The sequence below is a fragment of the Kitasatospora sp. NPDC005751 genome (assembly GCF_040630835.1).
Classification (GTDB): domain Bacteria; phylum Actinomycetota; class Actinomycetes; order Streptomycetales; family Streptomycetaceae; genus Kitasatospora.
The window spans coordinates 42,312-67,077 of the sequence record NZ_JBEXYC010000018.1 but is presented as its reverse complement, the minus strand read 5'-3'; the positions used below and the strand labels follow the sequence as shown (position 1 = coordinate 67,077).

General features: G+C 74.0%; 17 protein-coding genes and 1 pseudogene. 15 read left to right on the top strand and 3 right to left on the bottom strand.

Translation table 11 applies throughout. The annotated features are described in order from the left end of the window. Positions 1–89 precede the first annotated feature (89 nt). The 11 genes from ABZ497_RS18735 to ABZ497_RS18685 all read left to right on the top strand — a co-directional run bounded on the left by ABZ497_RS18735 (position 90) and on the right by ABZ497_RS18685 (position 14,975). Positions 90–1,883 (top strand): ATP-binding protein, encoded by a 1,794-nt coding sequence (locus tag ABZ497_RS18735; RefSeq protein ID WP_359806477.1) that lies wholly within the window; start codon positions 90–92, stop codon positions 1,881–1,883. After that, a complete protein-coding gene (locus ABZ497_RS18730) occupies positions 1,883–2,335 on the top strand; it encodes a roadblock/LC7 domain-containing protein (RefSeq protein ID WP_359806474.1) in 453 nt (150 codons plus the stop codon). The genes ABZ497_RS18735 and ABZ497_RS18730 overlap by 1 nt, the downstream gene beginning before the upstream one ends. Then, positions 2,332–2,700 (top strand): DUF742 domain-containing protein, encoded by a 369-nt coding sequence (locus tag ABZ497_RS18725; protein WP_329489844.1) that lies wholly within the window; start codon positions 2,332–2,334, stop codon positions 2,698–2,700. The genes ABZ497_RS18730 and ABZ497_RS18725 overlap by 4 nt, the downstream gene beginning before the upstream one ends. Then, a complete protein-coding gene (locus ABZ497_RS18720; RefSeq protein ID WP_359806472.1) occupies positions 2,681–3,391 on the top strand; it encodes an ATP/GTP-binding protein in 711 nt (236 codons plus the stop codon). The genes ABZ497_RS18725 and ABZ497_RS18720 overlap by 20 nt, the downstream gene beginning before the upstream one ends. After that, positions 3,388–4,632, top strand: a complete 1,245-nt coding sequence (locus ABZ497_RS18715) for a cytochrome P450 (RefSeq protein ID WP_329489846.1) — start codon at positions 3,388–3,390, stop codon at positions 4,630–4,632. Before ABZ497_RS18720 ends, ABZ497_RS18715 begins: the two co-directional genes overlap by 4 nt. 176 nt (positions 4,633–4,808) lie before the next feature. Continuing rightward, positions 4,809–6,014 (top strand): cytochrome P450, encoded by a 1,206-nt coding sequence (locus ABZ497_RS18710; RefSeq protein ID WP_359806470.1) that lies wholly within the window; start codon positions 4,809–4,811, stop codon positions 6,012–6,014. A 245-nt stretch (positions 6,015–6,259) separates the two neighbouring features. Beyond that, positions 6,260–7,642, top strand: a complete 1,383-nt coding sequence (locus ABZ497_RS18705; RefSeq protein WP_359806468.1) for an ABC transporter substrate-binding protein — start codon at positions 6,260–6,262, stop codon at positions 7,640–7,642. Between the two features lie 139 nt (positions 7,643–7,781). Continuing rightward, entirely contained in the window at positions 7,782–8,789 is a 1,008-nt protein-coding gene (locus ABZ497_RS18700; RefSeq protein ID WP_359806465.1) for a sugar ABC transporter permease, read from the top strand. Next, complete coding sequence (locus tag ABZ497_RS18695) at positions 8,786–9,820, top strand: carbohydrate ABC transporter permease (RefSeq protein WP_359806462.1); 1,035 nt, start codon at positions 8,786–8,788, stop codon at positions 9,818–9,820. Before ABZ497_RS18700 ends, ABZ497_RS18695 begins: the two co-directional genes overlap by 4 nt. 97 nt (positions 9,821–9,917) lie before the next feature. Beyond that, entirely contained in the window at positions 9,918–13,064 is a 3,147-nt protein-coding gene (locus ABZ497_RS18690; RefSeq protein ID WP_359806459.1) for an Ig-like domain-containing protein, read from the top strand. Positions 13,065–13,262: 198 nt separating this feature from the next. Then, the gene (locus ABZ497_RS18685) at positions 13,263–14,975 is read left to right on the top strand and encodes a DUF4153 domain-containing protein (protein ID WP_359806456.1); all 1,713 of its coding nucleotides are present in this window, start codon (positions 13,263–13,265) and stop codon (positions 14,973–14,975) included. A gap of 241 nt (positions 14,976–15,216) precedes the next feature. On the opposite strand, the gene ABZ497_RS18680 is transcribed toward ABZ497_RS18685, so the two are convergent. Next, on the bottom strand, positions 15,217–16,758 hold the full coding sequence (locus tag ABZ497_RS18680; RefSeq protein ID WP_329492270.1) for an MFS transporter: 1,542 nt from the start codon (positions 16,756–16,758) through the stop codon (positions 15,217–15,219). A gap of 166 nt (positions 16,759–16,924) precedes the next feature. On the opposite strand from ABZ497_RS18680, the gene ABZ497_RS18675 reads away from it, so the two are divergent. From ABZ497_RS18675 to ABZ497_RS18665, 3 genes are all read left to right on the top strand, one after another. After that, a complete protein-coding gene (locus tag ABZ497_RS18675) occupies positions 16,925–17,743 on the top strand; it encodes a TetR/AcrR family transcriptional regulator (protein WP_359806454.1) in 819 nt (272 codons plus the stop codon). Positions 17,744–17,924: 181 nt separating this feature from the next. Next, positions 17,925–18,635 carry a ribonuclease HII gene (locus ABZ497_RS18670; protein WP_359806452.1) on the top strand — a complete coding sequence of 237 codons (711 nt, stop codon included), beginning with the start codon at positions 17,925–17,927 and terminating at the stop codon, positions 18,633–18,635. 256 nt (positions 18,636–18,891) lie between these two features. Beyond that, positions 18,892–19,419 carry a hypothetical protein gene (locus ABZ497_RS18665; RefSeq protein WP_359806449.1) on the top strand — a complete coding sequence of 176 codons (528 nt, stop codon included), beginning with the start codon at positions 18,892–18,894 and terminating at the stop codon, positions 19,417–19,419. 145 nt (positions 19,420–19,564) lie between these two features. On the opposite strand, the gene ABZ497_RS18660 is transcribed toward ABZ497_RS18665, so the two are convergent. After that, entirely contained in the window at positions 19,565–20,173 is a 609-nt protein-coding gene (locus ABZ497_RS18660; protein WP_359806447.1) for a hypothetical protein, read from the bottom strand. Positions 20,174–20,709: 536 nt separating this feature from the next. Further along, on the bottom strand, positions 20,710–22,944 hold the full coding sequence (locus ABZ497_RS18655) for a RecQ family ATP-dependent DNA helicase (protein WP_359806445.1): 2,235 nt from the start codon (positions 22,942–22,944) through the stop codon (positions 20,710–20,712). Between the two features lie 105 nt (positions 22,945–23,049). Here ABZ497_RS18655 and ABZ497_RS18650 point away from each other — a divergent pair. Then, positions 23,050–24,740, top strand: a pseudogene (locus ABZ497_RS18650) (DUF4192 family protein). Positions 24,741–24,766 lie beyond the last annotated feature (26 nt).

Genomic DNA, 24,766 nt, shown 5'->3' with positions numbered 1-24,766 from the left:
TCACTACGTCGGCCGGGCGGTCGCGCGTTCGCCCGCCCCCGCTGTCGGCGTCCGCCCGTCGACGCCCGCCGCTGCCGAGGACCGCATCGATGAGAGAACGCACCAGCCCCGACGGCACGGCGCGCCGACGCCCGGCCCCGCGCACCGCGGCCCTCACCGCGGCGGCCGTACTGCTGGCGGGCGTCGCCGCCCCGGTGGCCGCGGGCCGGGCCCTGTCCGCGCACCAGCCGCTGACCGGGGCCGCGGTCTGCGCGGTCGCGGTGCTCTGGCTGATCGCGGTCGGACTGGCGGCGACCGCCACCGAGCGCGCCCGCCGACTGGCGGAGGAGCTCGCCGCGCAGCGGGAGGAGACCGGGGCGGCGCGCGCGCTGACCGCCGCGGCCGACGCCGCCGGGGCGAGCGCCCGCGAGCGGGCCGCCGCCGCCGACACGGCGCGGGAGGTGGCCCGGACCGCGCAGGCGGACGCCGAGGCCGAGGCGCTGGCCGCGCAGGCCGAGCTGGCCCGGGTGCGGACCGAACTGGAGGCCGAGCGGGCGGAGCGAGCCGCACTGGACCGGCTGGCCGGGTCCGTCCTGCCCGAGGTGGTGAAGAAGCTCCGGGACGGCGCGTCCGTGGACAGCGCGCTCGCGACGCACCGCACGCACCCCCAGTACGCGCTGCTGCGGGCCCTCGCCGAGGAGATCGGCCGGGGCGAGCGGCTGCGGGCCGCCGCCCTCGCGGTCTGCGCGACCGCCGCCGGGCGGGTCCAGGCACTCGCCACGAGCATGCACGCCGAGCTGCGCGAGATGCAGCACCGGCACGACGAGGAGGTCCTCGGCGACCTGCTGCGACTGGACCACTCCACGGCCCAGGCCGGCCGGATGGCCGACAGCATCGCCGTGCTCACCGGCGCCCGCTCGGGCCGGCGCTGGGCCAAGCCGATCGCGGTGGAGTCGGTGCTGCGCGGGGCGCTCGGCCGGATCGGCGCCTACCAGCGGGTCCGGCTGCACAACGCCAGCACGGCGGCCGTGGCCGGGTTCGCCGCCGAGGGCGTGATGCACGCGCTGGCCGAACTGCTGGACAACGCCACCAACTTCTCCGCCCCGCCGGCCGAGGTGCACGTCTACGTCGAGGAGGTGCCGGCCGGGCTGGCGGTCACCGTCGAGGACAGCGGCCTCGGGCTGAGCGAGAGCTGGCTGCGCCGGGCCGAGCGGGCCGTCTCCGCCGAGCCCCTGGACCTCACCACGCTCACCGCGGGGACGCGGCTCGGCCTCGCGGTGGTCGGCGCGCTGGCCCGCAAGTACGGGTTGCAGATCTCCTTCCGGCCGTCGGCGCGCGGTGGAACGGGGGTGGTGATGCTCATCCCGCAGCAGCTGGTGACGCACGCCGCGCCGGCGCCCGCTCCGGTGCCCGCCCCGGCCCGGGCGACGGCGCCCGCGCCGTCGCGCCTGGCGCTCACGCCCGCCGGCCCGCCGGCGCTGCTGCCGGCCAGGCCCGCCGCCGCGCCGTCGTCCGCTCCGGCGACCTCGTCCGCCCCGGCGCCGTCGTCCGGCGCGGTCCCGGTGGAGGTCGCCGACAGCGGTCTGCCGCAGCGCCGCCGCGGGCAGACGCTCGCCGCCACCGGTACCACCACCGCGGCACCGGCTCCGGCCGCCAAGTCCGTCCGTGCCGACGCGGTGAGCGCCGCCGCCCGGTTCGGCGCCTTCCGGCGCGCCGCCCAGCAGGCCGGGAACGGCAGCGCACCGGCTGCGACCCCCGCGCCGACCCCGACCCCCGCACCGGCCGCGACTCCCGCAAGGACCACGGACACCACGCCCCCCGCAAGGACCACGGACACCACGCCGACCGCACCGACCACGGACACCACGCCCGACGCCTCCCCCGTCACCGAGAAGGACTCCTGATGAGCAGCGTTATCGACCGTGACCTCGACTGGCTGTTGGAGAACCTGCTGACCGCCACCCCCGGCGCCCGGCACGCCCTGGTGCTCTCGGCCGACGGCCTCAGGCTCTGCCACACCGCCGGACTCGGCGCCGATCAGGCCGACCAGCTGGCCGCGATCGCCTCCGGGATGCAGAGCCTGGCGCACGGCGCCTCGATCGAGTTCGGCGACGGCAGCGGCGGCGTGCGGCAGTCGATGACCGAGTTCCACGGCGGCATCCTCTGCATCGTGGCGGCCGGCGAGGGCGCCCACCTCGCCGTGGTCACCGACGACGAGGCGGACGTGGGCGTGGTCGGCCACAACATGCACGGTCTGATCGAGCAGATCGGCGTCCACCTCAGTGCTCCGGCCCGCGACGACGCGGGCATCGGGGCGGATACGGACGCGGTGGTCCAAGAGAGCGCCCGGGTATGAGCGGGCGGCCGGTCCTGCCGGGCCGTGACGACGACCCGGACCGCCTCTACACCATCACCCGCGGCCGCAGCCGTTCCCCGGAGAACGCCTTCGACCTGGTCACCCTGATCGTCGCCGAACGGGAGCCGGACCCGGGCATGCAGTCGGAGCACGCCCGCATCCTGCGGATGTGCGAGGCCCCGACCGCCGTCGTGGAGGTCGCCGCCGAGCTGGCGCTGCCGGTCTCGGCGGTGAAGATCCTCCTCGGGGACCTGCTGGAGTCCGGGGCGGTCACCGCCCGGCACCCCCGGTTCGCCCCCAACAAGGCCCGGCTGCCCGATCTCGACACGCTGAAGCAGGTGTTGCATGGACTCCAACAGCTCTGAGGCCCCCGGGCCCCGGCGCACCCCGCTACGCGGTACCGCCGACAACGCGCTGAAGATCGTCGTGGTCGGCGGGTTCGGCGTCGGCAAGACCACCCTGGTCGGTGCGGTCAGCGAGATCCGTCCGCTGAACACCGAGGAGACCATGACCAGGGCGGGCGAGGGCATCGACGACCCCACGGGCTCCTGGGGCAAGCGCTCCACCACGGTCGCGTTCGACTTCGGCCGGATCACGCTCTCCGCGAGCCAGGTGCTGTACCTGTTCGGCGCGCCCGGGCAGGAGCGCTTCTGGTTCCTCTGGGACCGCCTGTTCAGCGGGGCGCTCGGCGCGGTCGTCCTGGTGGACACCCGGCGGCTGGAGGAGTCCTGGTACGCCATCGACCGGCTCGAACACCACGGCACGCCGTTCATCGTGGCCCGCAACAACTTCGGCGACCCGAGCCACAGCCTGGAGCAGGTGCGCGCGGCGCTCGACCTGCCCGCCGAGGTGCCGCTGGTGGACTGCGACGCGCGCGACCGGGAGTCGAGCAAGCAGGTCCTGATCGAGCTGGTCCGGCACCTGGCCGCCCGGGTGGAGGCCGGCAGCGGTCCGGCCGCCCGTCCGGAGGCCGCCCCGGTCGCCCCGGTTGCCGTGTCCGCTGTCGCTGTCGCCGGCGCCACCCACCCGTCCCCGTACGAGGAGAGCACCCCGTGACCGAGCCCGCCGCCACCCCGCCGCCGGGCTGCCCGGCGCACGCCGGCGCCACCCCGCTGTACGGGCCGCGCTTCCAGACCGACCCGTCCCAGCTGTACCGCGAGCTGCGGGCCGCGCACGGTCCGGTGGCTCCGGTCGAGCTCGCCGGGGGTGTCCCCGCCTGGCTGGTCATCGGCTACCGGGAGCTGCAACTGGTGACCGGCCAGCCGCAGTTGTTCGGCCGGGACTCGACCCGCTGGAACGCCTGGGAGAGCATCCCCGAGGACTGGCCGCTGAAGCCGATGATGGCGCCGGTGCCGTCGATCCTGTACGCCGAGGGCGAGGAGCACGTCCGCCGCTCGCGGGCCGTCACGGACGCGCTGGCCGCCGTCGACCCGTACGAGCTGCGCAAGCACTGCGAGGAGATCGCCGACCGGCTGATCGACGGGTTCGCCGGGCGCGGTGAGGCCGAGCTGGTCGCCGAGTACGCGCACCGGATGCCGCTGCTGGTGCTCTGCCGGCTGCTCGGGCTGAGCGAGGAGCAGGCGCCCGTCCTGATCGACGGGCTGCTGGCGATGCTGGACGGCGGGGCGGACGCCCCGGCCGGCGCGCAGCGGCTGCTCGGCGTGATGCTCGACCTGGTCCGCGAGAAGGCCGAGCGGCCGTCCGACGACCTGGCTTCGCGGATGCTCCTGCACGAGGCGGGCCTGGACCACGACGAGGTGATGCGCGACCTGCGCGTCCTGCTGATCGCCGGCCACCAGCCGTGCTCGTACTGGATCTCCAACGCGCTGCGGCTGATGCTCACCGACGAGCGGTTCGCCGCCTCGCTCTCCGGCGGCCGGCGCAGCATCAACCAGGCCCTGAACGAGGCGCTCTGGGAGGACACCCCGACGCAGATCTTCGCCGGGCGCTGGGCGGTCCGGGACACCCAGCTCGGCGGCCAGCGGATCGCCGCGGGGGACATGCTGCTGCTCGGCTTCGCGGGGGCGAACGCGGACCCGGCGGTGCGGCAGGCCGACGGCAGCCCGGCGGAGGGCAACCGGGCGCACATGAGCTACTCCTACGGCGAGCACGGGTGCCCGTTCCCGGCGCAGGAGGCGGCCGAGGTGATCGCCACCACGGCGATCGAGGTGCTGCTGGACCGCCTGCCGGACCTCCGGCTGGCGGTGGCCGAGCACGCGCTGGTGTGGCGACCGTCGGCGTGGGTGCGCGGGCTGGTGGCACTGCCGGTGTCGTTCACCCCGGGCTACGCGGTCTGACACCCGGGGCCGCGCGGCCCCGGGCCCGCAGCGCCCGCCGGACCCCGCACCCGTACCCCGGAATCCCCACCCCGGAATCCGCACCCCGGACTCCCATCGCGGCCCGGCAGCGAGGCGCCGGAGTCCGCCGGCAGGACCACCGGACAGGAATCAGGAAGCCAAGGAGAGTTGTGCCGATGACCGCCCCGATAGCCCTCGACCCGCTGGCGCGCGACAACGCCGCCGAGGGCGCGCTGCTGCGCGCCGCCGGCCCGGCGGTGGCGGTGGAGCTGCCCGGCGGCGTCGCCGCCTGGGCGGTGACGCGGCACGCGGCCGCGCGCGACCTGCTGACCGACCCCCGGCTGGTGAAGGACGCCGCGCACTGGGCGGCCTACCAGCGCGGCGACGTGCCGAAGACGTGGCCGCTGATCGGCCTGGCCGTGCCCGGCCCGAGCATGGTGACCACCGACGGCGCCCGGCACCGGCGGCTGCGGACGCTGGTGGCGCAGGCGTTCACGCCGCGCCGGGTGGAGCTGATGCGCCCCCGGGTGCGGGAGATCACCGACGGCCTGCTGGACGTCCTGGCCGCGGGGGAGCGGGTGGTGGACCTCAAGTCGGTCTTCGCCTTCCCGCTGCCGATGACGGTGATCTGTTCGCTGCTGGGCGTCCCGGAGTCCGACCACGCCCTGCTGCGAGGGCTCTACGAGGAGTTCTTCGGCATCCGGCCCAACCCCGACGGCATCCAGGCGACCATCGCCGGGCTGAACGCCTTCGTGAACGAGTTGGTGGCGAAGCGCCGTTCGGAGCCCGGTGACGATCTGGCCAGTGCCCTGCTGGCGGCGGACGCCGAGGGCGGGGCGCTGAGCGACGCGGAGGCGGCGGCCACCCTGCGGGTGATCATCGCGGCGGGCCACGAGACCACGGTGAACCTGATCGGCAACGCCGTCCGGGCGCTGCTCGCCCACCCGGACCAGCTGGAGCTGGTCCGGGCCGGCACGGTGTCCTGGGAGGCGGTGGTCGAGGAGTCGCTCCGGTGGACGCCGCCGACCAGCAACTTCCTGTTCCGGTTCGCCGCCGAGTCCATCGAGGTCGGCGAGGTCGTGATCCCGCGCGGCGAACCGGTGCTGATCTCCTACAACGCGATCGGCCGGGATCCCGCCCAGCACGGGGTGACGGCCGAGCTGTTCGACATCACCAGGAACCCGAGTCGTCATCTCTCCTTCGGCCACGGTCCACACGTCTGCCCGGGCTCGCCGCTGGCCCGGCTGGAGGCGGGGGTCGCGCTGCCGGCGCTGTTCGAGCGGTTCCCGGAGCTGTCCCTGGCGGTGCCCGACGAGGACCTGCGGCCGAGCCCCTCGCTAGTGGTCAACTCGCTGCGGGAGCTGCCGGTCCGGCTCTTCTGAGCGCGCCCGGCGCCGGCCGGTTCCCCGTCCGCCCGGACGGGGAACCGGCCGGCGGGCGAGGCGGATCTCCGGGTCACAACTGGGGCACGTGCCGATGAAGGTCGAACGCGGACCTTGGCGGAGGGGGGCTGCTGCGTTAACGTCGTCAAACCGGCGGCCCGCCGCGTCCATGTCGATCTCCGGTACAGCGCAATGTCGTTCTGTCGTACTGCCGGCGCTCGTGCGCCCTGGCGAGGAGGACCGCATTGACCCCCACCCCGACCACGCCGTCCGCGAGGTCCCGCCGTCTGGTCGCCGTGCCCGCCCTGCTGGCGGCACTGGCCCTGACCGCGGCCTGCTCCAACAGTTCGAGCTCCGGCGGCGGTTCGGGCGGCGGGGGCGAGACCCTGGCCGGTGACTGCGCCAAGTACCAGCCGTACGCCGGGCATTCCGGCACCACGGTGACGGTCTTCGCGTCGATCCTCAGCCCGGAGTCGGACAACCTGGAGAAGTCCTGGGCCGAGTTCGCCAAGTGCACGGGCATCAAGATCAGTTACGAGGGTTCCAACGACTTCGAGTCCCAGCTGCCGGTCCGGGTGACCGGCGGCAACGCCCCGGACTTCGCGATCATCCCGCAGCCCGGCCTGCTGGCCCAGATGGTCAAGAGCGGCAAGGTGGCCAAGCCCCCCGCGCAGACCGTCACCAACCAGGACAAGTGGAGCCCGGTCTGGAAGACCTACGGCTCGGTCAACGGCACCTTCTACGCGGCGCCGATGAGCGCCAACATGAAGTCCCTGGTCTGGTACTCGCCCAAGGCCTTCAAGCAGGCCGGCTACGAGGTGCCGCAGTCCTGGGCCGACCTGATGGCGCTCAGCGACCGGATCGCCAAGGCCGGTACCGCGAAGCCGTGGTGCGGCGGGATCGCCTCCGGGACGGCCACCGGCTGGCCGGCCACCGACTGGTTGGAGGAGGTGGTGCTGGGCTCGTACGGCGGCGAGGTGTACGACCAGTGGGTGAACCACCAGGTGAAGTTCTCCGACGAGAAGATCACCACCGCGATGCGGACCGTGGCGGACTGGATGCAGAACCCCGCCTGGGTCAACGGCGGGTACGGTGACGTGAAGTCGATCGCCACCACGACCTTCCAGGACGCGGGGGCCCCGGTCCTCACCGGCAAGTGCCTCATGCTCCAGCAGGCGTCCTTCTACAAGGCGCAGTGGCCCAAGGACACCAAGGTCGGCCCGGACGGCGACATCTTCGCCTTCCGCCTGCCGGCCGTGAACCCGCAGGTGGCCAGCCCGGTCGAGGGCGGTGGGGAGTTCGTGACGGCGTTCGCGAGCCGACCCGAGGTGCAGGCCGTGCAGAACTACCTGTCCAGCCCGGACTGGGCGAGCAGCCGGGTGAAGACCGCCACCGGCTGGGTGTCCGCCAACCAGGGCGTGGACAAGAGCCTGTACACCGATCCGATCGACCGGCTCTCCGCCGACGCGCTCACCGACCCGGCGGCGACCTTCCGGTTCGACGGCTCGGACCTGATGCCGGCCGCGGTCGGCGCCGGGCAGGAGTGGAAGTCGCTGACCGCCTGGTTCGCCGAGGGCCAGTCCATCCAGAAGACCGCCGCCGACATCGACGCGGCCTGGCCGCAGTAACGGGTCCGACCGCTACCGCGGCCCGGCCCCGGTAGCGGTCTCCGACCGCCAAGGACCACCTGTCGAGGGCGGTGCGGGGCCACCCACCCGCACCGCCCGCCCCTCCTTCCTGCCCGTGGCAGGGAAAGGACGCGCAGCCATGTCCCTCACCGCCACCGCGCTCGCCGACGGCGCCTGGGGCGACGCCGCCGTCAAGTTCGGCAACAGCTTCGGCGCCGTCGCCGGTTTCCTGGGCATCCTGCTGCTGGTCTTCCTGGTGGCCGGCCGGGCCTCCGGCCGGATCGCCCGCCCGCTGGCCGTCGGGGTCTTCCTCGGCCCGGCCGTCCTGCTGCTGCTCGTCGGCCTGGTCGCCCCGCTGGTCCGCACCGTCTACCTGAGCCTCTACAACGACGACAGCAGCCGCTTCGTGGGCGGCGAGAACTTCGGCTGGGCGTTCACCACCGACTCGGTCCAGAAGATCCTGGTCACCACCCTGCTGTGGCTGGTGGTGGCGCCGCTCGCGGCCACCGGTCTGGGGCTGGTGCTGGCGCTGCTGGTGGACCGGATGCGCGGCCAGGCGGTCTACAAGTCGCTGATCTTCATGCCGATGGCCATCTCGCTGGTCGGCGCCTCGATCATCTTCAAGTTCGTCTACGAGTCCCGCGACGCCGCCCAGTCGCAGATCGGCCTGCTCAGCCAGCTCGCCATCACGCTGGGCTGGGAGCACCCGCCGAACTGGATGCTCTCCCAGCCGCTCAACACCTTCCTGCTGATGGCGGTGATGGTCTGGGTGCAGACCGGCTTCGCGATGGTCGTCCTCTCGGCGGCGATCAAGGCGATCCCGGACGAGGTCACCGAGGCGGCCCGGCTGGACGGGGCGGGCGGGGCGCGGCTGTTCTGGTACGTCACGGTGCCGATGATCCGCACCACGGTGGTGGTCGTGCTCACCACGGTCATGATCACCACGCTCAAGGCCTTCGACATCGTCCGCACCATGACCGGCGGCAACTTCGGCACCCAGGTGCTGGCCAACGAGATGTACTCGCAGTCCTTCGTGCAGTTCAACACCGGGCGGGGCAGCGCGCTCGCGGTGATCCTCTTCCTCGCGGTGCTGCCCCTGGTGGCCTACAACATCCTCCAGCTGCGGAAGGAGCGCGGAGTCCGATGAGCGAGCACCGTCCGACCACGGGCCGGCGTCCGACCGGCGAGCGTCCGGCCACGGGCGGCCGGCGTCCGACCGGTGACCGGCGACCGTCGCGCGCGGGCGGGCGGGGCGGGCGCCGGCTGCCCGACGGGCGCCGGGGCCCGGTCCGGCAGGCGTTCACCAGCCCGCTCTCCTCCGTCTTCGTGATCGCGGTGACGGTGCTGTGGACCGTCCCGACCCTCGGGCTGCTCGCCACCTCGCTGCGGCCCAAGCAGGACGTCACCGCCGACGGCTGGTGGAACGTCTTCCTCCACCCGGACCTCGGCCTCTCCAACTACCACACCGTGCTGTTCGAGGGCGGCTCCGGCGTCTCCACCGGCCTGATGCCCTTCCTGGTCAACTCGCTGGCGATCAGCGTGCCGGCGACGCTCTTCCCGCTGGTGCTGGCCGCGATGGCCGCGTACGGCCTGGCCTGGGTGCGGTTCCGGGGCAGCGACACGGTGTTCTTCGTGGTGTTCGCGCTCCAGGTGGTGCCGATCCAGATGGCGCTGATCCCGCTGCTGCGGCTCTTCTCCGGCGGCGCGCACCTGGGTTCGCTGACCGTCGTCCCGGCGGTGGACTTCAAGGGCACCTACGCGCCGGTCTGGCTCGCGCACACCATGTTCGCGCTGCCGCTGGCGATCTTCCTGCTGCACAACTTCATCGCCCAGCTGCCGCGGGACCTGATGGAGGCGGCGGTGGTGGACGGCGCCTCGCACTTCAAGATCTTCCGGTCGATCGTGCTGCCGCTCTGCACGCCGGCGCTGGCCTCGTTCGCCATCTTCCAGTTCCTCTGGGTCTGGAACGACCTGCTGGTCGCGCTGACCTTCGCCGGGGGAACGCCCGAAGTGGCGCCGATGACCGTCCGGTTGGCCCAGCTCTCCGGCTCCTTCGGCGGCCGCTGGGAGCTGCTCACGGCCGGCGCGTTCCTGTCGATCGTCATCCCCCTGGCGGTCTTCTTCGGCCTCCAGCGGTACTTCGTCCGCGGCCTGCTGGCCGGTTCGGTCAAGGGATAGTCCCGATCGGCACGGGATGTGGCGGTTCCGTGGACACGGTCGGCGCCGAACCGGTACACCGATAGGGGCAGTTGGCCGAGGTGCGTTGGGGGCGGTCATGGCAGGTACAGGCATTCGCGCGGGCGTCGGACGGCGTGGCAGGCTCGGGGGCCTGCTGGCCGCCCTCACCACCGCCGTGGCGGTGGTCGCCGGCCCGGCGGCCGCTCCGGCGGCGGCCGCCACGGTGACCCTGGGCAGTACGGCCGTCGGTCCGTCCACCGATTCCGGAGACTCGAACCACCTCAACGCGTCCCGGTACGTCACCGGCGCGGCCGGCGGTACGGTCAGCAGCGTCAGCGTCTACGTGGGTGCGGTGGACGCGGCGCCGAACAACCGGTTCCAGGCGGCGCTCTACCGCGACAACGGGGGCAGCCCGGGCGCACTGCTGGCCGGCAGCGCCACGGCGACGCTCACCGCCGACAGCTGGAACACCGTGCCGCTGACGGCGGACCTCACCGCGAACACCGCGTACTGGCTGGCCTACAACAGCAACGGCGGCAGCGCCGCCGTCAACAACCTGCGCTACAGCCCCGGCGGTACCAGCGTGTACGGCAACGGCGGCCGGGCGTTCGGCAGTTGGCCCGCCGACTTCGGCGCGGTGACGTCCAGCGGTCTCAGCTTCTCGATCTACGCGACCTACACCGCGGAGCAGACCCCGCCGCCCCCGCCGCCGGGTGCCGGCCCGGGCGCCGAGGGTCCGATCCTGCTGGTGACCAGCCAGGCCAACCCGTACACCCGCTACCTGGCCGAGATCCTCAAGGCGGAGGGCCTCAACGACTACCGCACGGTGGACATCTCGGCGGTGACCGGCTCGGTGCTGGCCTCCGCCGACGTGGTGCTGCTGGGCGAGATGCCGCTCACCGCGGCGCAGGCCGCGCTGTTCACCACCTGGACCGACGGCGGCGGCAGGCTGGTGGCGATGCGCCCCGACAAGCAGCTCGCGCCGCTGTTCGGCCTCACCCCCACCGCCGGTACCCGCGCGGACGCCTACCTCAAGGTGGACACCTCCGCGGCCCCCGGCGCCGGGATCACCGGCGACACCATGGGCTACCACGGCGCCGCCGACCTCTACGCGCTCAACGGCGCCACCACCGTCGCCGCCCTGTACGCCGACGCCGCCACCGCGACCGCCAACCCGGCGGTCACGCTGCGGACGGCCGGCAGCGGGCGGGCCGCCGCCTTCAGCTACGACCTGGCCAGGTCGGTGGTGCAGACCCGGCAGGGCAACGCGGCCTGGGCCGGCCAGCAGCGGGACGGCACGGACGGCTACGAGGCCTCCGAGATGTTCTTCGGTACCGGAGGCCGGCCGGACTGGAACGACCTGGACAAGGCGCTGATCCCGATCGCCGACGAGCAGCAGCGGCTGCTGGCCAACCTGATCACCCTGCTCGACTCCGCCCGCAAGCCGCTGCCGCGCTTCTGGTACTTCCCGCGCGACGTCAAGGCCGTGGTGGTGATGACCGGGGACGACCACGGCGTCGGCGGCACGGCGGGCCGCTGGGACGGCTACACGGCGCAGAGCCCGCCCGGCTGCAGCGTCGCCAACTGGGAGTGCGTGCGCGGCTCCTCGTACATCTACACCGACGATCCGCTGACCCCGGCGCAGGCGCAGGCCTACACCGACCAGGGCTTCGAGGTGGGCGTCCACGTCACCACCAACTGCCGTCCCTGGGGCAGCGCCTCCGCCCTGCAGGGCTACTACGCCGACCAGTTGTCCAGCTGGCGGGCCAAGTACCCCTCGCTGCCGAACCCTTCAAGCAGCCGTACGCACTGCGTGGAGTGGGACGACTGGGCGACGCAGGCGAAGACCAAGCTGGCCAACGGCATCCGGCTCGACACCGACTACTACTTCTACCCCTCCAACTTCACCAAGGACCGCCCCGGTTACTTCAACGGCACCGGTCAGATCATGCGCTTCGCCGACACCGACGGCAGCGTGATCGACGAGTACCAGGCCACCACCCAGCTGACCGACGAGTCCGGCCAGTCCTACCCCGGCACCATCACCACGCTGCTCGACGCCGCCTACGGCGGCACGGGCTACTACGCGGCGCTGACCGCCAACATCCACACCGACTTCGCAGCCTCCGCCGCCTCGGACGCGATCATCACCGCCGCGAAGGCGCGCGGCGTCCCGGTGGTCTCCGGGCGGCAGATGCTCACCTGGCTGGACGGGCGCAACGGCTCGGCGTTCACCAAGCTGGCCTGGAACGGCGGCAGCCTGACCTTCGACATCACCGGCGGGGCCAACGGGCTGCGGGCGATGCTGCCCGTCTCCGCCGCCTCCGGCACGCTGACCGGCATCTCCTCGGGCGGCCGGAGCGTCCCGTACCGGATCGAGACGGTCAAGGGCGTGGCGTACGCGTTCTTCGACGGGGCGGTCGGCTCCTACACGGCTTCGTACGGCCGCGACACCACCCCGCCCGCCGTCACCGGGACGACCCCGGCCGGCGGTGCCACCGGGGTGGCGGCGGGGACGGCGGTGCGCTTCTCGTTCGGCGAGCCGCTGGACCAGGCGAGCGTGACGGCCTCCACGGTCACCCTGCGGACCGCCGCCGGCGCCGCCGTGGCCGGCTCGGTGGCGTACGACGGCGCCGCCAACGGCGTGGTCTTCACGCCGAGCGCCCCCCTGGCGCTGACCACCGCTTACACCGCGAGCGTCCAGGGGGTGCGGGACACCTCCGGCAACGCCCTGGCGAGCCCGTACGCGATCTCCTTCACCACCGGGGGAGCGCCGCCCAGGACGCTCGGCAACACGGTGGTGGGCTCGCTGATCGACGACACCGACTCCCACCACCTCAACGGCAGCCGGGTCACCACCGGGGCGTCCCCGGTGCCGCTCACCGCGCTGAGCGTGCACACCGGCCCGGTCAGCGCGGCGCCGAACAACCAGTACCAGCTGGCGGTCTACACCGACGCGGGCGGCTCGCCGGGCACCCTGGTCGCGGCGACCGGCAGCGGCACGCTGACCGCCAACGCCTGGAACACGCTCCCGGTCGGGCTCACGCTGAGCGCCGACACCGCGTACTGGCTGGTCTACAACAGCAACGGGACGGGTGCTTCGGTCAACAACATGAACTACTCCACCGGCCCGACGGGCTCGGGCGCCTACAGCAACGCGGTGGTGCCCTTCGGCACCTGGCCGGCTGAGTTCGGACCGGCGGTGAAGGACACGCTGCGGTACTCGCTCTACGGCTCCTACTGACGGCCCGACCCGCCCGCACCCGCGGCACGGCGCCCCCGGGGCGCCTCTGTCACAGCCTTGTGACGGAGGCGCCCCGGGGTTTTTTGAACCTGTTCAGAATGGTCTACAGTCGGCGTCAGTCGCGGCGCCCAGGCGCCTGCCGGCGGACTGCCCCGTGGGCTGCTTCCGCATGCCCGCAGACCCTTCGAGGGGGAACTCATGCCCGGTCACTCCACACCCGCCCCGGCCGGCGGACCGTCCGGATCCGACCCGTACCGCGCTCCCGGCGGCCCGGGGCAGCAGGCGGGCCCCCAGCATGCCGAGTCCGCTCCCGGCCCGGCCGCTCCCGGCGCGTCCTGGCCGGGAGCGGCCGACGGCACGAACCCCTACCGCGCGCCGGGCCGCCCCGTCCCGTCGCCCTTCTCGTGGCTGCGCCCCAGCGACCCGGGCCCCAAGGCCCCGGCGACGCCCCGGGTGCTCGCGGCCGCCCTGGTGACCGGCCTGCTGGTCTCCCTGCTGGTGAACCGCGGCCTCGGCGTCAACCTGCTGATCTGCGGCGTGGCCGCCGCCGTCGGGGCCGGCCTGGCGGCCCGCTCGGCCGGTCGCCGGGTGCGCGGCTGGACGCTGCTCTGGAGCGCGCTGGCGCTCGCCCTGCTCGCCGTCCCGGCACTCTCCGACGCCGGCTGGCCGACGATGCTGTCGACGCTCTGCGCCCTGGGCCTGGCCTCGCTCGCGCTGCACGGCGGACGCCGCTGGGCGGGCGTGCTGCTCGCGCTGCCCGGCATCCTCTGGCAGCTGGTGCCCGGTCTGGGCTGGGCCGCCGCCGCCGTGCGCCGCATCAGCCCGGCCGGCCGGGGCAGGGTCGCCCCGGTCCTGAAGGCGGTCCTGGTGGCCGGGGTGCTGCTGGCCGTCTTCGGCTCGCTGTTCGCCAGTGCCGACGCCGCCATGGCCGACGTCCTGGAGGCGCTCATCCCGGATCTGGACCTGGGTGAGTTCCCGCTGCGCGCGGTGCTGTTCGTCCTCGGCACGGTCGTCGCGCTGGGCTTCGCCCACATCGCGGCGGGCCCGCGCCGCTGGGACCGCACGGTGGTCCGGCCGGGCCGCGAGCGCGGCCGGCTGGAGTGGGCGCTGCCGCTGGTCGCGCTCAACCTGATGTTCGGCGCCTTCGCGCTGATCCAGGCCGTGGTGGTGCTCGGCGGCCGGGACTCGATCGTGCGGAACACCGGGATGAGCCGTTCCGAGTACGCCCGGCAGGGCTTCTGGCAGCTGACCGCCGTCACCGTGCTGACCCTGGTCGTGGTGGGCGTCGCCAAGCGCTGGGCGCCGCGCGGCACCGCGGCGGACCGCCGGCTGGTCCGCATCCTGCTCGGCGCGCTCTGCCTGCTCACCCTCGTCGTGGTCGCCTCGGCCCTCGGCCGGATGTGGTTCTACGTCGACGCCTCCGGGCTGACCAGGCTCCGGCTCTGGGTGCTGGTGGTCGAGGTCTGGCTGGGCGTCGTCTTCCTGCTGCTGATCACGGCCGGGCTGGTCCGCTCGGCGGCCTGGCTGCCGCGCGCCGTGGTGCTCAGCGGCATGCTGACGGCCGCGGTGTACGGACTGATGGGGCCGGACGCGATCATCGCCGAGCAGAACGTGGCCCGCTTCGAGCGGACCCGGCAGATCGACCTGCGCAACGTCCGGGACCTCTCGCTCGACGCCGTCCCGGCCCTGGACCGGCTGCCGAAGGACTACCGGACCTGCGCGCTGGAGCTGATGCGGACCCAGGCAGAGGAGTCCGTGCCCTGGTACGCGACCAACCTCGCGGCCTCCCGGGCGCGGGACATCCTCGCCGAGCGTCCGTCGCTGGACGAGGTGTCGGCGGCGGGCGGCGCCTGCGCCCGGGCGGGCCTGTGGGACGGGTACCGGGAGGGCGAGGGCGCCGAGCGGCGGTGAGCCGGCCCGGTGGGCCGTGCCGCCGTGCGGCGCGGGGCCGGAGGTGGCCCGACGCGCGAGGGCCGGCCGGGAGCGGTGAGCTCCCGGCCGGCCCTCGCGGTGTTCCGTGGTCGGTGCGGAGTCCGGACGGTCCGCCGTCGGCGGCCGCTCCGACCGGTGTCGCGTCGGCGCCGGGTCACTGCGGTGTCGCGTCGGCGTCGGCGTCGCTGCGGCGCCGCGTTGCTGCGGTGTCGGCGACGCGTCAGTGCATCGCGATGCCGGAGGTGTTCGACGCCAGGTCCTCCGCCTTGGCCCTGATCACGGTGACCGCGACCACCAGGGCGAGCCCGGCGAGCACCGCGCCCACGATGAAGCCGTGCGAAATACCATGAGCGAGTACCTGGTTGGCCGCGTCGGTGCCCTTGGGGAACTCCTTCTTCTCCAGGAACGCCGCCTTCTGCTCCGGCGTGGCCGAGGCCATGAAGCCGGGCAGCTGCACCTTGGCCTCCGCGGTGGCGTAGTGCGCGAACACCGTGGTGAGGATCGACAGGCCCAGCGACCCGCCGATCTGCTGCATCGAGTTGAGCAGGCCGGACGCGGCGCCGGTGTCCTCGCCGGCCACCCCGGCGACCGCGAGCAGCATCACCGGGACGAAGGTCAGGCCCATGCCGAAGCCGAACACCACCGTGGGGCCGAGCACCCCGTCGATGTAGCCGCTGTCCGCGTTCATCTGGGTCAGCCAGGTGAGCCCGATGGTGACGAACAGCGCACCCCCGGCCATGAACGGCTTCGGGCCGTACTTGGCCTGGAGGGTGGAGGCGACCTGCGCGGCGATGATGATCGACACGCTGATCGGGAGGAAGGCGAAGCCGGCCTTCAGCGGGCTGTAGCCGAGCGGTCCCTGCACGAAGAGCGTGACGTAGAAGAAGATGCCGAACATGGCCGCGGCCAGGCAGAGCATCATCACCAGGCCACCGGTGCGGTTGCGGTTGGCGAACAGGTGCAGCGGGGTGATCGGCTGCGCGGTGCGGTTCTCGATCACCAGGAACGCGGCCACCAGCAGCACGCCGGCCGCGAAGGAGCCGAGCGTCACCGGGTCCGTCCAGCCGTCCGAGGCGGCCCGGATGAATCCGTAGACCAGGCTGACCAGCCCCAGCGTGGAGGTGAGCGCACCGGGCAGGTCGAAGCGGCCGGCGCGGCGCTCCGACTCCGCGATGTAGCGCGGCGCGGCGACGGCGATCAGGATCGCGATCGGCACGTTGACGAAGAACACCCAGCGCCAGTCGAGGTACTCGGTCAGCACGCCACCGGCCAGCAGGCCGATGGCCGCGCCCGAACCGGCCACCGCCGAGAAGACCCCGAAGGCCTTGTTGCGTTCGGGCCCTTCGTCGAAGTTGGTGGCGATCAGGGCGAACGCGGTCGGCGAACATATCGCGCCGCCGATGCCCTGGAGCGCGCGGGCGGCGAGCAGCATGCCGCCGTCCTGCGCGAAGCCGCCGAGCAGCGAGGCCAGCCCGAACAGCAGCGTGCCGGCGATGAACACCCGGCGACGGCCGAGGATGTCGCCCGCGCGGCCGCCGAGCAGCAGCAAGCCACCGAAGGTCAGCGTGTAGGCGTTGATCACCCACGACAGGTTGGTGGTGGAGAAGTTCAGCGCGTCCCTGATCTGCGGCAGCGCGATGTTCACGATGGTGGCGTCGAGGACGACCATCAGCTGCGTCGCGGCGATGACGGTCAGGGTGATGCCCTTGCGCCTGCCCTGGCTGCCTTGCGGTGGAGAGTTCTTGCTGAGCGTGTCGGAGATAGCCAAGTTAGTGCCCCCTGCTGGCTACTGCTTCGTATGCTGTGGACCCGAGGTCCAGTGCTTTCCCGCGACGTCCCGCGGGCTATGAAGGAACGGGATCGTTCACTAGCCTGGACGATATCCTGGGCGAGATTGTGAACGCAAGCGTTCCCTAAGGTTGGTGACGATGGATCAGTTGGTACGGCGCCAGGCGGCAGAACGGCCGGTCGGCCGGGCGGCCGAGCGGCCCGTCGAGCGGCCGCGCGACCAGGTCGCGGACCGGGCGGGCGAGCAGCTCCCGGGGTCGGCGGAGGGAGCCGTGGAGTGCCCGGCGGAGGGCGGTCCGGCCGTGCCCGTGCCGAGGATCGTCGTCCCGGTGGCCGGGCCGGCGTCGCACTGTCCGATGAAGGTGGCCGCCGAGGTGCTGTCCCGGCCGATGCGGCGCCGGGGCAAGGAGCTGGAACGCGCGATCTTCGAGGCCGTGCTGGACCAGCTCACCTCCGGCGGATTCGCACGGCTGACGATGGAAGGCGTCGCCGGGGCCGCGCGGACCGGGAAGGCCGCGTTGTACCGGCGCTGGGCGTCCAAGGTCGAACTCGTCATCGACGCCCTGGACTCCACTCTGCCACGGCCTTCCGACACCCCCGACCTCGGGTCCGCCCGTGCCGAATTGCTGCTGCTCATCCAGGGTTTCACCGAGGCGATGAACTCCCGGTCGGGTGGTGCCATGCACGCGTTGATGGCCGAGCTGGAGCACGAGCAGGCGGAGCTGTTCAAGGACTTCATCGTCCAGCGGGTGGTCGAGCCGACCAAGGACACGATCCTGGAGATCCTGCGGCGGGGAGCGGAGCGCGGCGACGTCCGGCCCGGCGCGGTCAGCCCGCTGGTCGCCGACGTGGCGCCCGCGATGCTGATGTACCGGGTCAAGGTCTGCGGCCGGCAGCTCGGGCGCGGATTCGCCGTCGAGCTGGTGGACGAGGTCCTGGTGCCGCTGATCCGCCGCTGACGCGCGCTGCCGGGGGCGGCGGGGCGGGTCCGGGTGGTGTGCCTGGCGGCGGCCGGGGCGCCAGGTCGCCGGGGGGCGGCGGGTCGGGGTGGTTCCGGGCGGCGGGGGCCGGGGGCCGGCTGGTCGGGGCGGTTCCGGGCGGGGCTTACGCTGGAGGTTGCCCCAGCCGAAGGACTCCGCCATGCCCATCGTTCCGCCGACGCACTCCGTCGAGCGCTCGCTGCGCCGGGCCGGCGCCAAGATCGTCGTCGGTCTCGACGAGGTCGGGCGCGGCGCCTGGGCCGGACCGGTCACCGTGGGTGCCGCCGTCACCGGGCTGCGCAAGCCCCCGGAGGGCCTGACCGACTCCAAGCTGCTGACCGAGCTGCGCCGCGAGGCGCTGGCCCCGGTCCTCGCCGACTGGGTCACCGCGTACGCGCTCGGCCACGCCTCCGCGCTGGAGTGCGACGAGCTGGGGATGACCGCGGCGCTGCGGCTGGCCGCCGTGCGCGCCCTGGAGGCGCTGCCGGTCGAACCGGACGCGGTGATACTCGACGGCAAGCACGACTACCTGGGCGGCCCGTGGCGGGTACGCACGGTCATCAAGGGCGATCAGTCCTGCATCTGCGTGTCGGCGGCCTCGGTGCTCGCCAAGGTCCACCGCGACGGACTGATGGCCGAACTCGGCGAGACCTGCCCCGAGTACGGTTTCGCCGACAACGCCGGCTACCCCTCCCCGGTGCACCGCACCGCGCTGGAGGAGTTCGGCCCGACCGAACAGCACCGGCTCTCCTGGGCCTACCTGGACGGGCTGCCCCGATGGCGCCACCTGAAGCGGGCCAGGGCCGTCGTCGGTGTCGGCGGACCGGGCTCGGCGGGTCCCGCGGACGAGCAGTTGACGCTCGGTTTCTGACGTTTCGTCGTCCATTGACCCGGGTGGGGGCGGAGGGCTTCCGTGCCCAATGGGTGGGGCGCCCGTGCGCGCCCGACCGGCATTTGATAGATATCCGGGTATGCCTGTCTTCCCCGAGGAGCCGGAGATTCACGAGAGCCTCCCGGGCCCCGGCGTTCCCTTCCCCCGCGAGTCGGACGCACAAGCCCCCCGTACGCCTGCCTCCGGCAGCGCGACTCCTTCCGCACCGTCGACCGTCACCGCAGCCCCGGCCCCGGTGCCGGGTCAACGACCCGCACCCGCGCGCCCGGCGCCGCCGGGTGCCGCCCGGCCGGGCCCGCAGCCCCGGCCGGGCGGGATCCCCAAGCCAGGCCCGCGCCGTCCGGCGCCCGCGGCACCGCAGGTCGCGGTCCAACTCCTGTCCGCCACCGCCGCGCAGGCGCTGGAGCGCGCCGACGAGGCGGTCGACCGGCTGCTGGACTCCGGCCGCGACCCGGGCGCCGTCCTGGTGCTGACGGTCGGCGAACCGCACCCCTGGCAGCGGCACGAACTCTCCTTCGGCGAGGAGCGCTACTGGGCGCAACTCGCCGAGGGGGGCGACGTGTTCTACGCGGACGCCGCGCTGACCCGGCCGGCCCGCCGTGCCGTGGTCGTGCTGGTGGTCAACGGCGGCAGCGCCGACCGTGCCGCCAGGGCGTTCACCGAGGCGCGCGGCCGGGCGGCCGAGCTCCTGGTGGTCTGCGGTGACGCCGGCCCCGCCGCCGAGGCCGCCGGTGTACCGGCCGGCCGCCCCGTGTCCGCCTGATACCCGTCGACCCGTGGGCCCGGCACCACCAGGTGCCGGGCCCGACCCGTGCCGTTCCGACCCGTCCCGCCACCTGGGGGCGTGCCCGCGGCGCCCGGGCCCCGAAGCACGGGTGGGCGGCGGCCCGTTGCCCGAGGGCGCGGCCTCAGTAGGTGCCGGTGCGCCGGCCGGGCTCGATCGCGGTGACCCGTGCGCCGGTCCACGGGCGCTCGGACTGGCGCAGGGGGCGCTGCCCCCGAGCGCTCTCCGGTGCCGGGCGGGGCGGCAGCTCGGTCACGGTGTGGACCGGCCCGTCCGCCCACGAGCCCGAGTGCGGATTGCGTCCGCTCCGGCCGTCGGCGAGGATCTGCCAGCCCGCCGGGGTCAGCGTGAGGTACGAACCGCAGCGCAGCCCGTGCAGGGCGGCCGCGTCCTGCAGGGCCCACATCCAGGCGCCGTCCTGGGCCGTCCAGCCCGCCGAGCCCTCCCGGCAGCGCAGCAGCACGGCCGTTCTGGCCGGAGTGGTCCGGCGCAGGTCGTGCGGGGTGACCTGCCGCAGGTGCGCCAGGAGGGCGTTGCGGTGCTCCCAGCCGTCGGTGTGGCGCGGCCGGGGCGCGAAGGACGCCGAGGCGGTCAAGCGGTGCGAGGCGTCCAGCACGGTGACCACGACCGTGCCGGGCTGCGGCAGGTGGCGCCGGTGCAGCTCCAGGACGAACTCGCGCGGGTCGCGCAGCGACGGGATCCCCGAGGCGGCCCACGTCTCCAGGTCGCACACCCGTCTGGGCTCCGAACCCCGGGCGAGGGGATACTGACCTCGGCCGATACCGTTGATCACGATCCTCCTTCCCGACCCACGGATGCGCGGGTACGTGTGTACGCCGAAGCCCTGGTCCAGCGGACCGGGTTCCGGGTACGGTCCAATTCTCAGGGCAGCGTGGGCGTAGCGGCAATGATGAAATGATGAACGCTGCCCGAAAGCCAACGTTCTGCCGGATATATTCCCCTCCGGCGTGACCGTCACCCACGGCTCGCGAGGCGGTGATCCGGAGCACCCGAAGGCCGGCGCGGAGTACTTTTCGCATGGTCGTCCCTCCCTTTGCCCGGTCGGTGCCGCCGGTTCCCGCAGATCGTCCGCACTGCGCCCGCATTACTCCATTCAGGTGTAGGTCAGTGCCGGAACCCCCAGGCTCCGTCACCGTCTTCCCGCCGATCACGAGCGCAGTCCCACCTCGCTCCGCTCGTTCCGGCCCGCTTCGCACCTTCCGGTTGGCCCGGCTCCCCGCTCGCCGGAGCCCCGCGTACCCCCCCGGCTCAGCCCTGCACGGCCAGGACCAGCGGCAGGACGGCGCTCGCCCCGGCCTTGCGCAGCAGCCGGGCGGCGACGGTGACCGTCCACCCGGAGTCGACCAGGTCGTCGACCAGCAGCACCGGCCCGCCCGCCGCGGCCACCGCCGCCTCCACCTCCGGCGGCAGCGCGAGCGCTCCGGCCAGTGCGTGCAGGCGCTGGGCACTGTTGCTGCGCCCGCCCTGCGGCGACCGTCCGGCCGCGTACTCGATGTGCCCGAGCAGGGGCAGCCGGCCGATCTCGGCGATCCGGGCCCCGAGGCTGCCGACCAGCTGCGGTCGGCGGGACGAGGCCATGGTCACCACGCCGACCGGCCGGTCGAGCCGGACTCCCTCGGTCGTCGCGGGCCCGGCCCAGCCGCCGGGGCCGCGTGCCCAGTCGCTCAGCACCGCCACCAGGGCGTCCACCGCCTCCCCGGGCGCCGGAACGTCGGGCGCCTGGTCGGCCAGCAGCGTCCGCAGCCGGTTGCCCCAGCCGATGTCGGAGAGCCGGCCCAGCGCCCGGCCGGTCTCGGCCTGCTCGCCCGCCGGGATGCGGCCCTTGAGCGGCACGCCCAACGCGTCCATCCCGGTCGGCCAGAGCCGGCGAGGCTCGAAGCTGACGCCGGGCCGGCCGAGCGCGGCCCGCGCCGCGTCCAGCGCCGCGGCGGAGACCTCCGGGGTGTGCAGCGGTCCGGCGCAGTTGTCGCAGCGGCCGCACGGCTCGGCCTGCTCGTCGTCCAGCTGCCGCCGCAGGAACTCCATCCGGCAACCGGTCGACGCCGCGTACTCGCGCATCGCCGCCTGCTCCGCCTCGCGCGAGGCGGCGACCTTGGCGTACCGGGCGGTGTCGTACGCCCAGCTCTGCCCGGTGGCCGTCCAGCCGCCCTTGACCCGGCGCACCGCGCCGTCCACGTCGAGCACCTTGAGCATGGTCTCCAGCCGGGCGCGGCGCAGGTCCACCCGGGGCTCCAGGGCGGCGGTGGAGAGCGGCCGGCCGGCCTCGGCGAGGGCGTCGATGGTGCGGCGGACCTGCTCCTCGGGCGGGAAGGCCAGGGAGGCGAAGTAGCGCCAGATCGCCTCGTCCTCGCGCCCCGGCAGCAGCAGCACCTCGGCCCGGTCGACGCCGCGGCCGGCCCGGCCGACCTGCTGGTAGTAGGCGATCGGCGAGCTGGGCGAGCCCAGGTGCACCACGAATCCGAGGTCGGGTTTGTCGAAGCCCATGCCGAGCGCGGAGGTGGCGACCAGCGCCTTGACCCGGTTGGCCAGCAGGTCCGCCTCGGCGGTGCGGCGCTCGGCGTCCTCGGTGCGGCCGGAGTACGAGGCCACCGGGAAGCCCCGCTCGCGCAGGAAGGCCGTCACCTCGTCGGTGGCGGCGACCGTGAGGGTGTAGATGATGCCGGAGCCGGGCAGCCGGTCGAGGTGGTCGGCCAGCCAGGCCAGCCGGTGCGCCGGGTCGGGCAGGGCGAGCACCCCCAGGGTGAGGCTCTTGCGGTCCAGCGGGCCGCGCAGCACCAGGGCGTGCTCGTCGGTGGTGCCGGTGCCGAGCTGCTCGGCGACGTCGGCCGTGACGCGGGCGTTGGCCGTGGCGGTGGTGGCCAGCACCGGGACGCCCGGCGAGAGGTCGGCGAGCATGGTGCGCAGCCGGCGGTAGTCGGGGCGGAAGTCGTGGCCCCAGTCGGAGATGCAGTGCGCCTCGTCCACCACGAGCAGGCCGGTGGAGGCGGCGAGCTTGGGGAGCACCTGGTCCCGGAAGTCGGGGTTGTTCAGCCGCTCGGGGCTGACCAGCAGGATGTCCACCGCGCCCGCCGCGACCTCGGCCTGGACGGCGTCCCACTCGTCGGTGTTGGCCGAGTTGATGGTGCGGGCGTTGATGCCGGCCCGGGCGGCCGACTCGACCTGGTTGCGCATCAGGGCGAGCAGGGGGGAGACGATCACCGTCGGACCGGCGCCGCGGGCCCGCAGCAGGGCGGTGGCGATGAAGTAGACGGCGGACTTGCCCCAGCCGGTGCGCTGCACCACGAGGGCCCGGCGGTGGTCGACGACCAGGGCCTCGATGGCCGTCCACTGGTCCTCGCGGAGGGTGGCGGCGGGCCCGGCGAGTTCGCGCAGGACGGCCTCGGCCCGCGCCCGGACCTCGGCGCGGTCGGCGGCTGTCGCGCTGCCGGTGCCGGCCGTGGCGGTGGCGTCGGTGGCGGTGGTGTGGTTCTGCGGCTGCTGCATGCCGTCCATGTAACCCCGAGCTGCCGACAATGGGCGAACGGCGCTGCTCACGGGTGGGTGGCTGGCGGGTGCAATTCATCAGCTCTTCCGCTGAACGGGTGCCGAATGTCCCCCGGGAGAGTGGCTCCGAATGCCCCGAACGAAGGACGTTTTATCCACAGGCGGGCTTTATCCACAGGGAAAAGGAAAATCCGGGGGCGGCTCGTGGATTACGGCAGTCTTCCGGTCATGAACAACGAACGCGTCGCACTCCCCTTCCACCCGGCCTCCGGCGGGCGTCCGGTCACCATGCGCGGCCCGGCCGACATGGCCGAGCTGCTGCCCTACCTGCTGGGCTTCTTCCCCGACGACAGCATCGTCGCCGTCGGCCTCCAGGGGCCGGACCTCCACCAGGGCGGGGTGATCCGGCTGGACATCCCCGAGGCGCCGCAGCAGTGGTCGGCGGCCGCCCACGAGACGGCCTCGCTGCTCGTCGGCCTCTCCGAGCGCCGGGACCGCCGACCGGTCCAGGTCCTCCTCTACCTCTGTCAGGACCCCGACCGGGAGCACGGTCCGCCGGTGCTCGACCGGCTCCAACCGCTCGCGGAGGAGCTGCGGGCGGCCTTCAGGCCAGGGGAGTGCGGGTGAAGGAGTCGCTCTGCGTGTCCGCCGGCCGCTGGTGGTCCTTCCTCTGCCGTCGGGAGGGGTGCTGCGATCCGGCCGGCCACCCGGTCCGGCACAGCCCTGCCCCCGGCCCGGTGGCCGCGGCGGCCACGTTCGCGGGACTCGCGCCGCGGGGCAGCCGCAAGGCGATCGTGGCGGCGGTGGGCCCGATCGGTCCGCCCGAGGCGGACGCCCAGCGCCTGGCACTGGCCCGGGTACTGGACAGCCGGGCGCCGTCGCCCTCCCGGGAGCAGGGCGGCGCGCTGCTCGACCAGGCGGTGGCCGAGTTCATGGCCGGCGCGCGCGTACTCGACGACCACCGGACGGCCCGGCTGCTCGTCGCCCTCCAGGACCGGCGGACCCGGGACCGGGCCGCCGAGTACATCCGGCCCGAGGAGCTCGCGCCCACCCAGCGGCTCTGGCGCTTCCTCGCCAGGCGGTGCGTGCCGCCCTACACCGGTTACGCCCCGCCGCCGCTCACTCTGCTGGCCTGGGCCTCCTGGGTCGCGGGGGACACCGCGACGGCCCGCGTGGTGCTCGCCCACACGCTCCGACTCGCCCCCACCTACCTGCTGGCCCAGCTGCTCTACGAGTCGTTGAACGGCGGCCTCTCGCCCGAGGAGCTGTTGGCGAGCGTGGCGGCCGAGCGCGGCCGCCGCTCCGCCGGAGAGCGGGGAGCGCCGGCGGACGGCCCGGGCCGCCCTGTCCCTGAGCGGGGTCCGGACCCCGAGCGGTCGCCGGAGGAGCCGTCGCCCCCGGTCCCGGCGAAGCCTCGCCGTCGGCGCGCCCGCAAGGGGGAGGCCGAGGCGGAGCCGCCGGGTGAGTCGGGTGCCGCGAGCCCGGGGGCGGTGCCCGGCGAGGCAGGTGCGCCAGGTGTCGCCGGTACGCCGGGGCGGCGCCCCGACCGTCCGGCCAGGGGCACGGCGAAGGTCCGCGAGGGCGGTCGGCCCGACGAGGGCCCGAGTGCAGGACCGCCGGTTCGGGCGTCTGACCGTGAGGCGCGACGGCCGTCCTCCCGGGTGCGCTCCGCCCGGAGGGTGGGGCCCGGCCGCGCCTCGCCCTGGGTGTCGGTGGAGGCGGCGGCGACGGCGGGTGGACGCGGCCGGAGTCGCGGCGCCCGCGGTGCGACGGGCAGGTCCCGGCATGCGCCGTGACACCCCGGCGGTCGGGGGCCCCGGTT

What these genes read in the sequence shown, in the direction of transcription:
- ABZ497_RS18695 (WP_359806462.1), top strand. Translation starts at nt 8,786, where the DNA reads ATGAGCGAGCACCGTCCGACCACGGGCCGGCGTCCGACCGGCGAGCGT.
- ABZ497_RS18675 (WP_359806454.1), top strand. Translation starts at nt 16,925, where the DNA reads ATGGATCAGTTGGTACGGCGCCAGGCGGCAGAACGGCCGGTCGGCCGG.
- ABZ497_RS18690 (WP_359806459.1), top strand. Translation starts at nt 9,918, where the DNA reads ATGGCAGGTACAGGCATTCGCGCGGGCGTCGGACGGCGTGGCAGGCTC.
- ABZ497_RS18730 (WP_359806474.1), top strand. Translation starts at nt 1,883, where the DNA reads ATGAGCAGCGTTATCGACCGTGACCTCGACTGGCTGTTGGAGAACCTG.
- ABZ497_RS18670 (WP_359806452.1), top strand. Translation starts at nt 17,925, where the DNA reads ATGCCCATCGTTCCGCCGACGCACTCCGTCGAGCGCTCGCTGCGCCGG.
- ABZ497_RS18735 (WP_359806477.1), top strand. Translation starts at nt 90, where the DNA reads ATGAGAGAACGCACCAGCCCCGACGGCACGGCGCGCCGACGCCCGGCC.
- ABZ497_RS18720 (WP_359806472.1), top strand. Translation starts at nt 2,681, where the DNA reads ATGGACTCCAACAGCTCTGAGGCCCCCGGGCCCCGGCGCACCCCGCTA.
- ABZ497_RS18700 (WP_359806465.1), top strand. Translation starts at nt 7,782, where the DNA reads ATGTCCCTCACCGCCACCGCGCTCGCCGACGGCGCCTGGGGCGACGCC.
- ABZ497_RS18710 (WP_359806470.1), top strand. Translation starts at nt 4,809, where the DNA reads ATGACCGCCCCGATAGCCCTCGACCCGCTGGCGCGCGACAACGCCGCC.
- ABZ497_RS18725 (WP_329489844.1), top strand. Translation starts at nt 2,332, where the DNA reads ATGAGCGGGCGGCCGGTCCTGCCGGGCCGTGACGACGACCCGGACCGC.
- ABZ497_RS18655 (WP_359806445.1), bottom strand. Translation starts at nt 22,944, where the DNA reads ATGCAGCAGCCGCAGAACCACACCACCGCCACCGACGCCACCGCCACG.
- ABZ497_RS18685 (WP_359806456.1), top strand. Translation starts at nt 13,263, where the DNA reads ATGCCCGGTCACTCCACACCCGCCCCGGCCGGCGGACCGTCCGGATCC.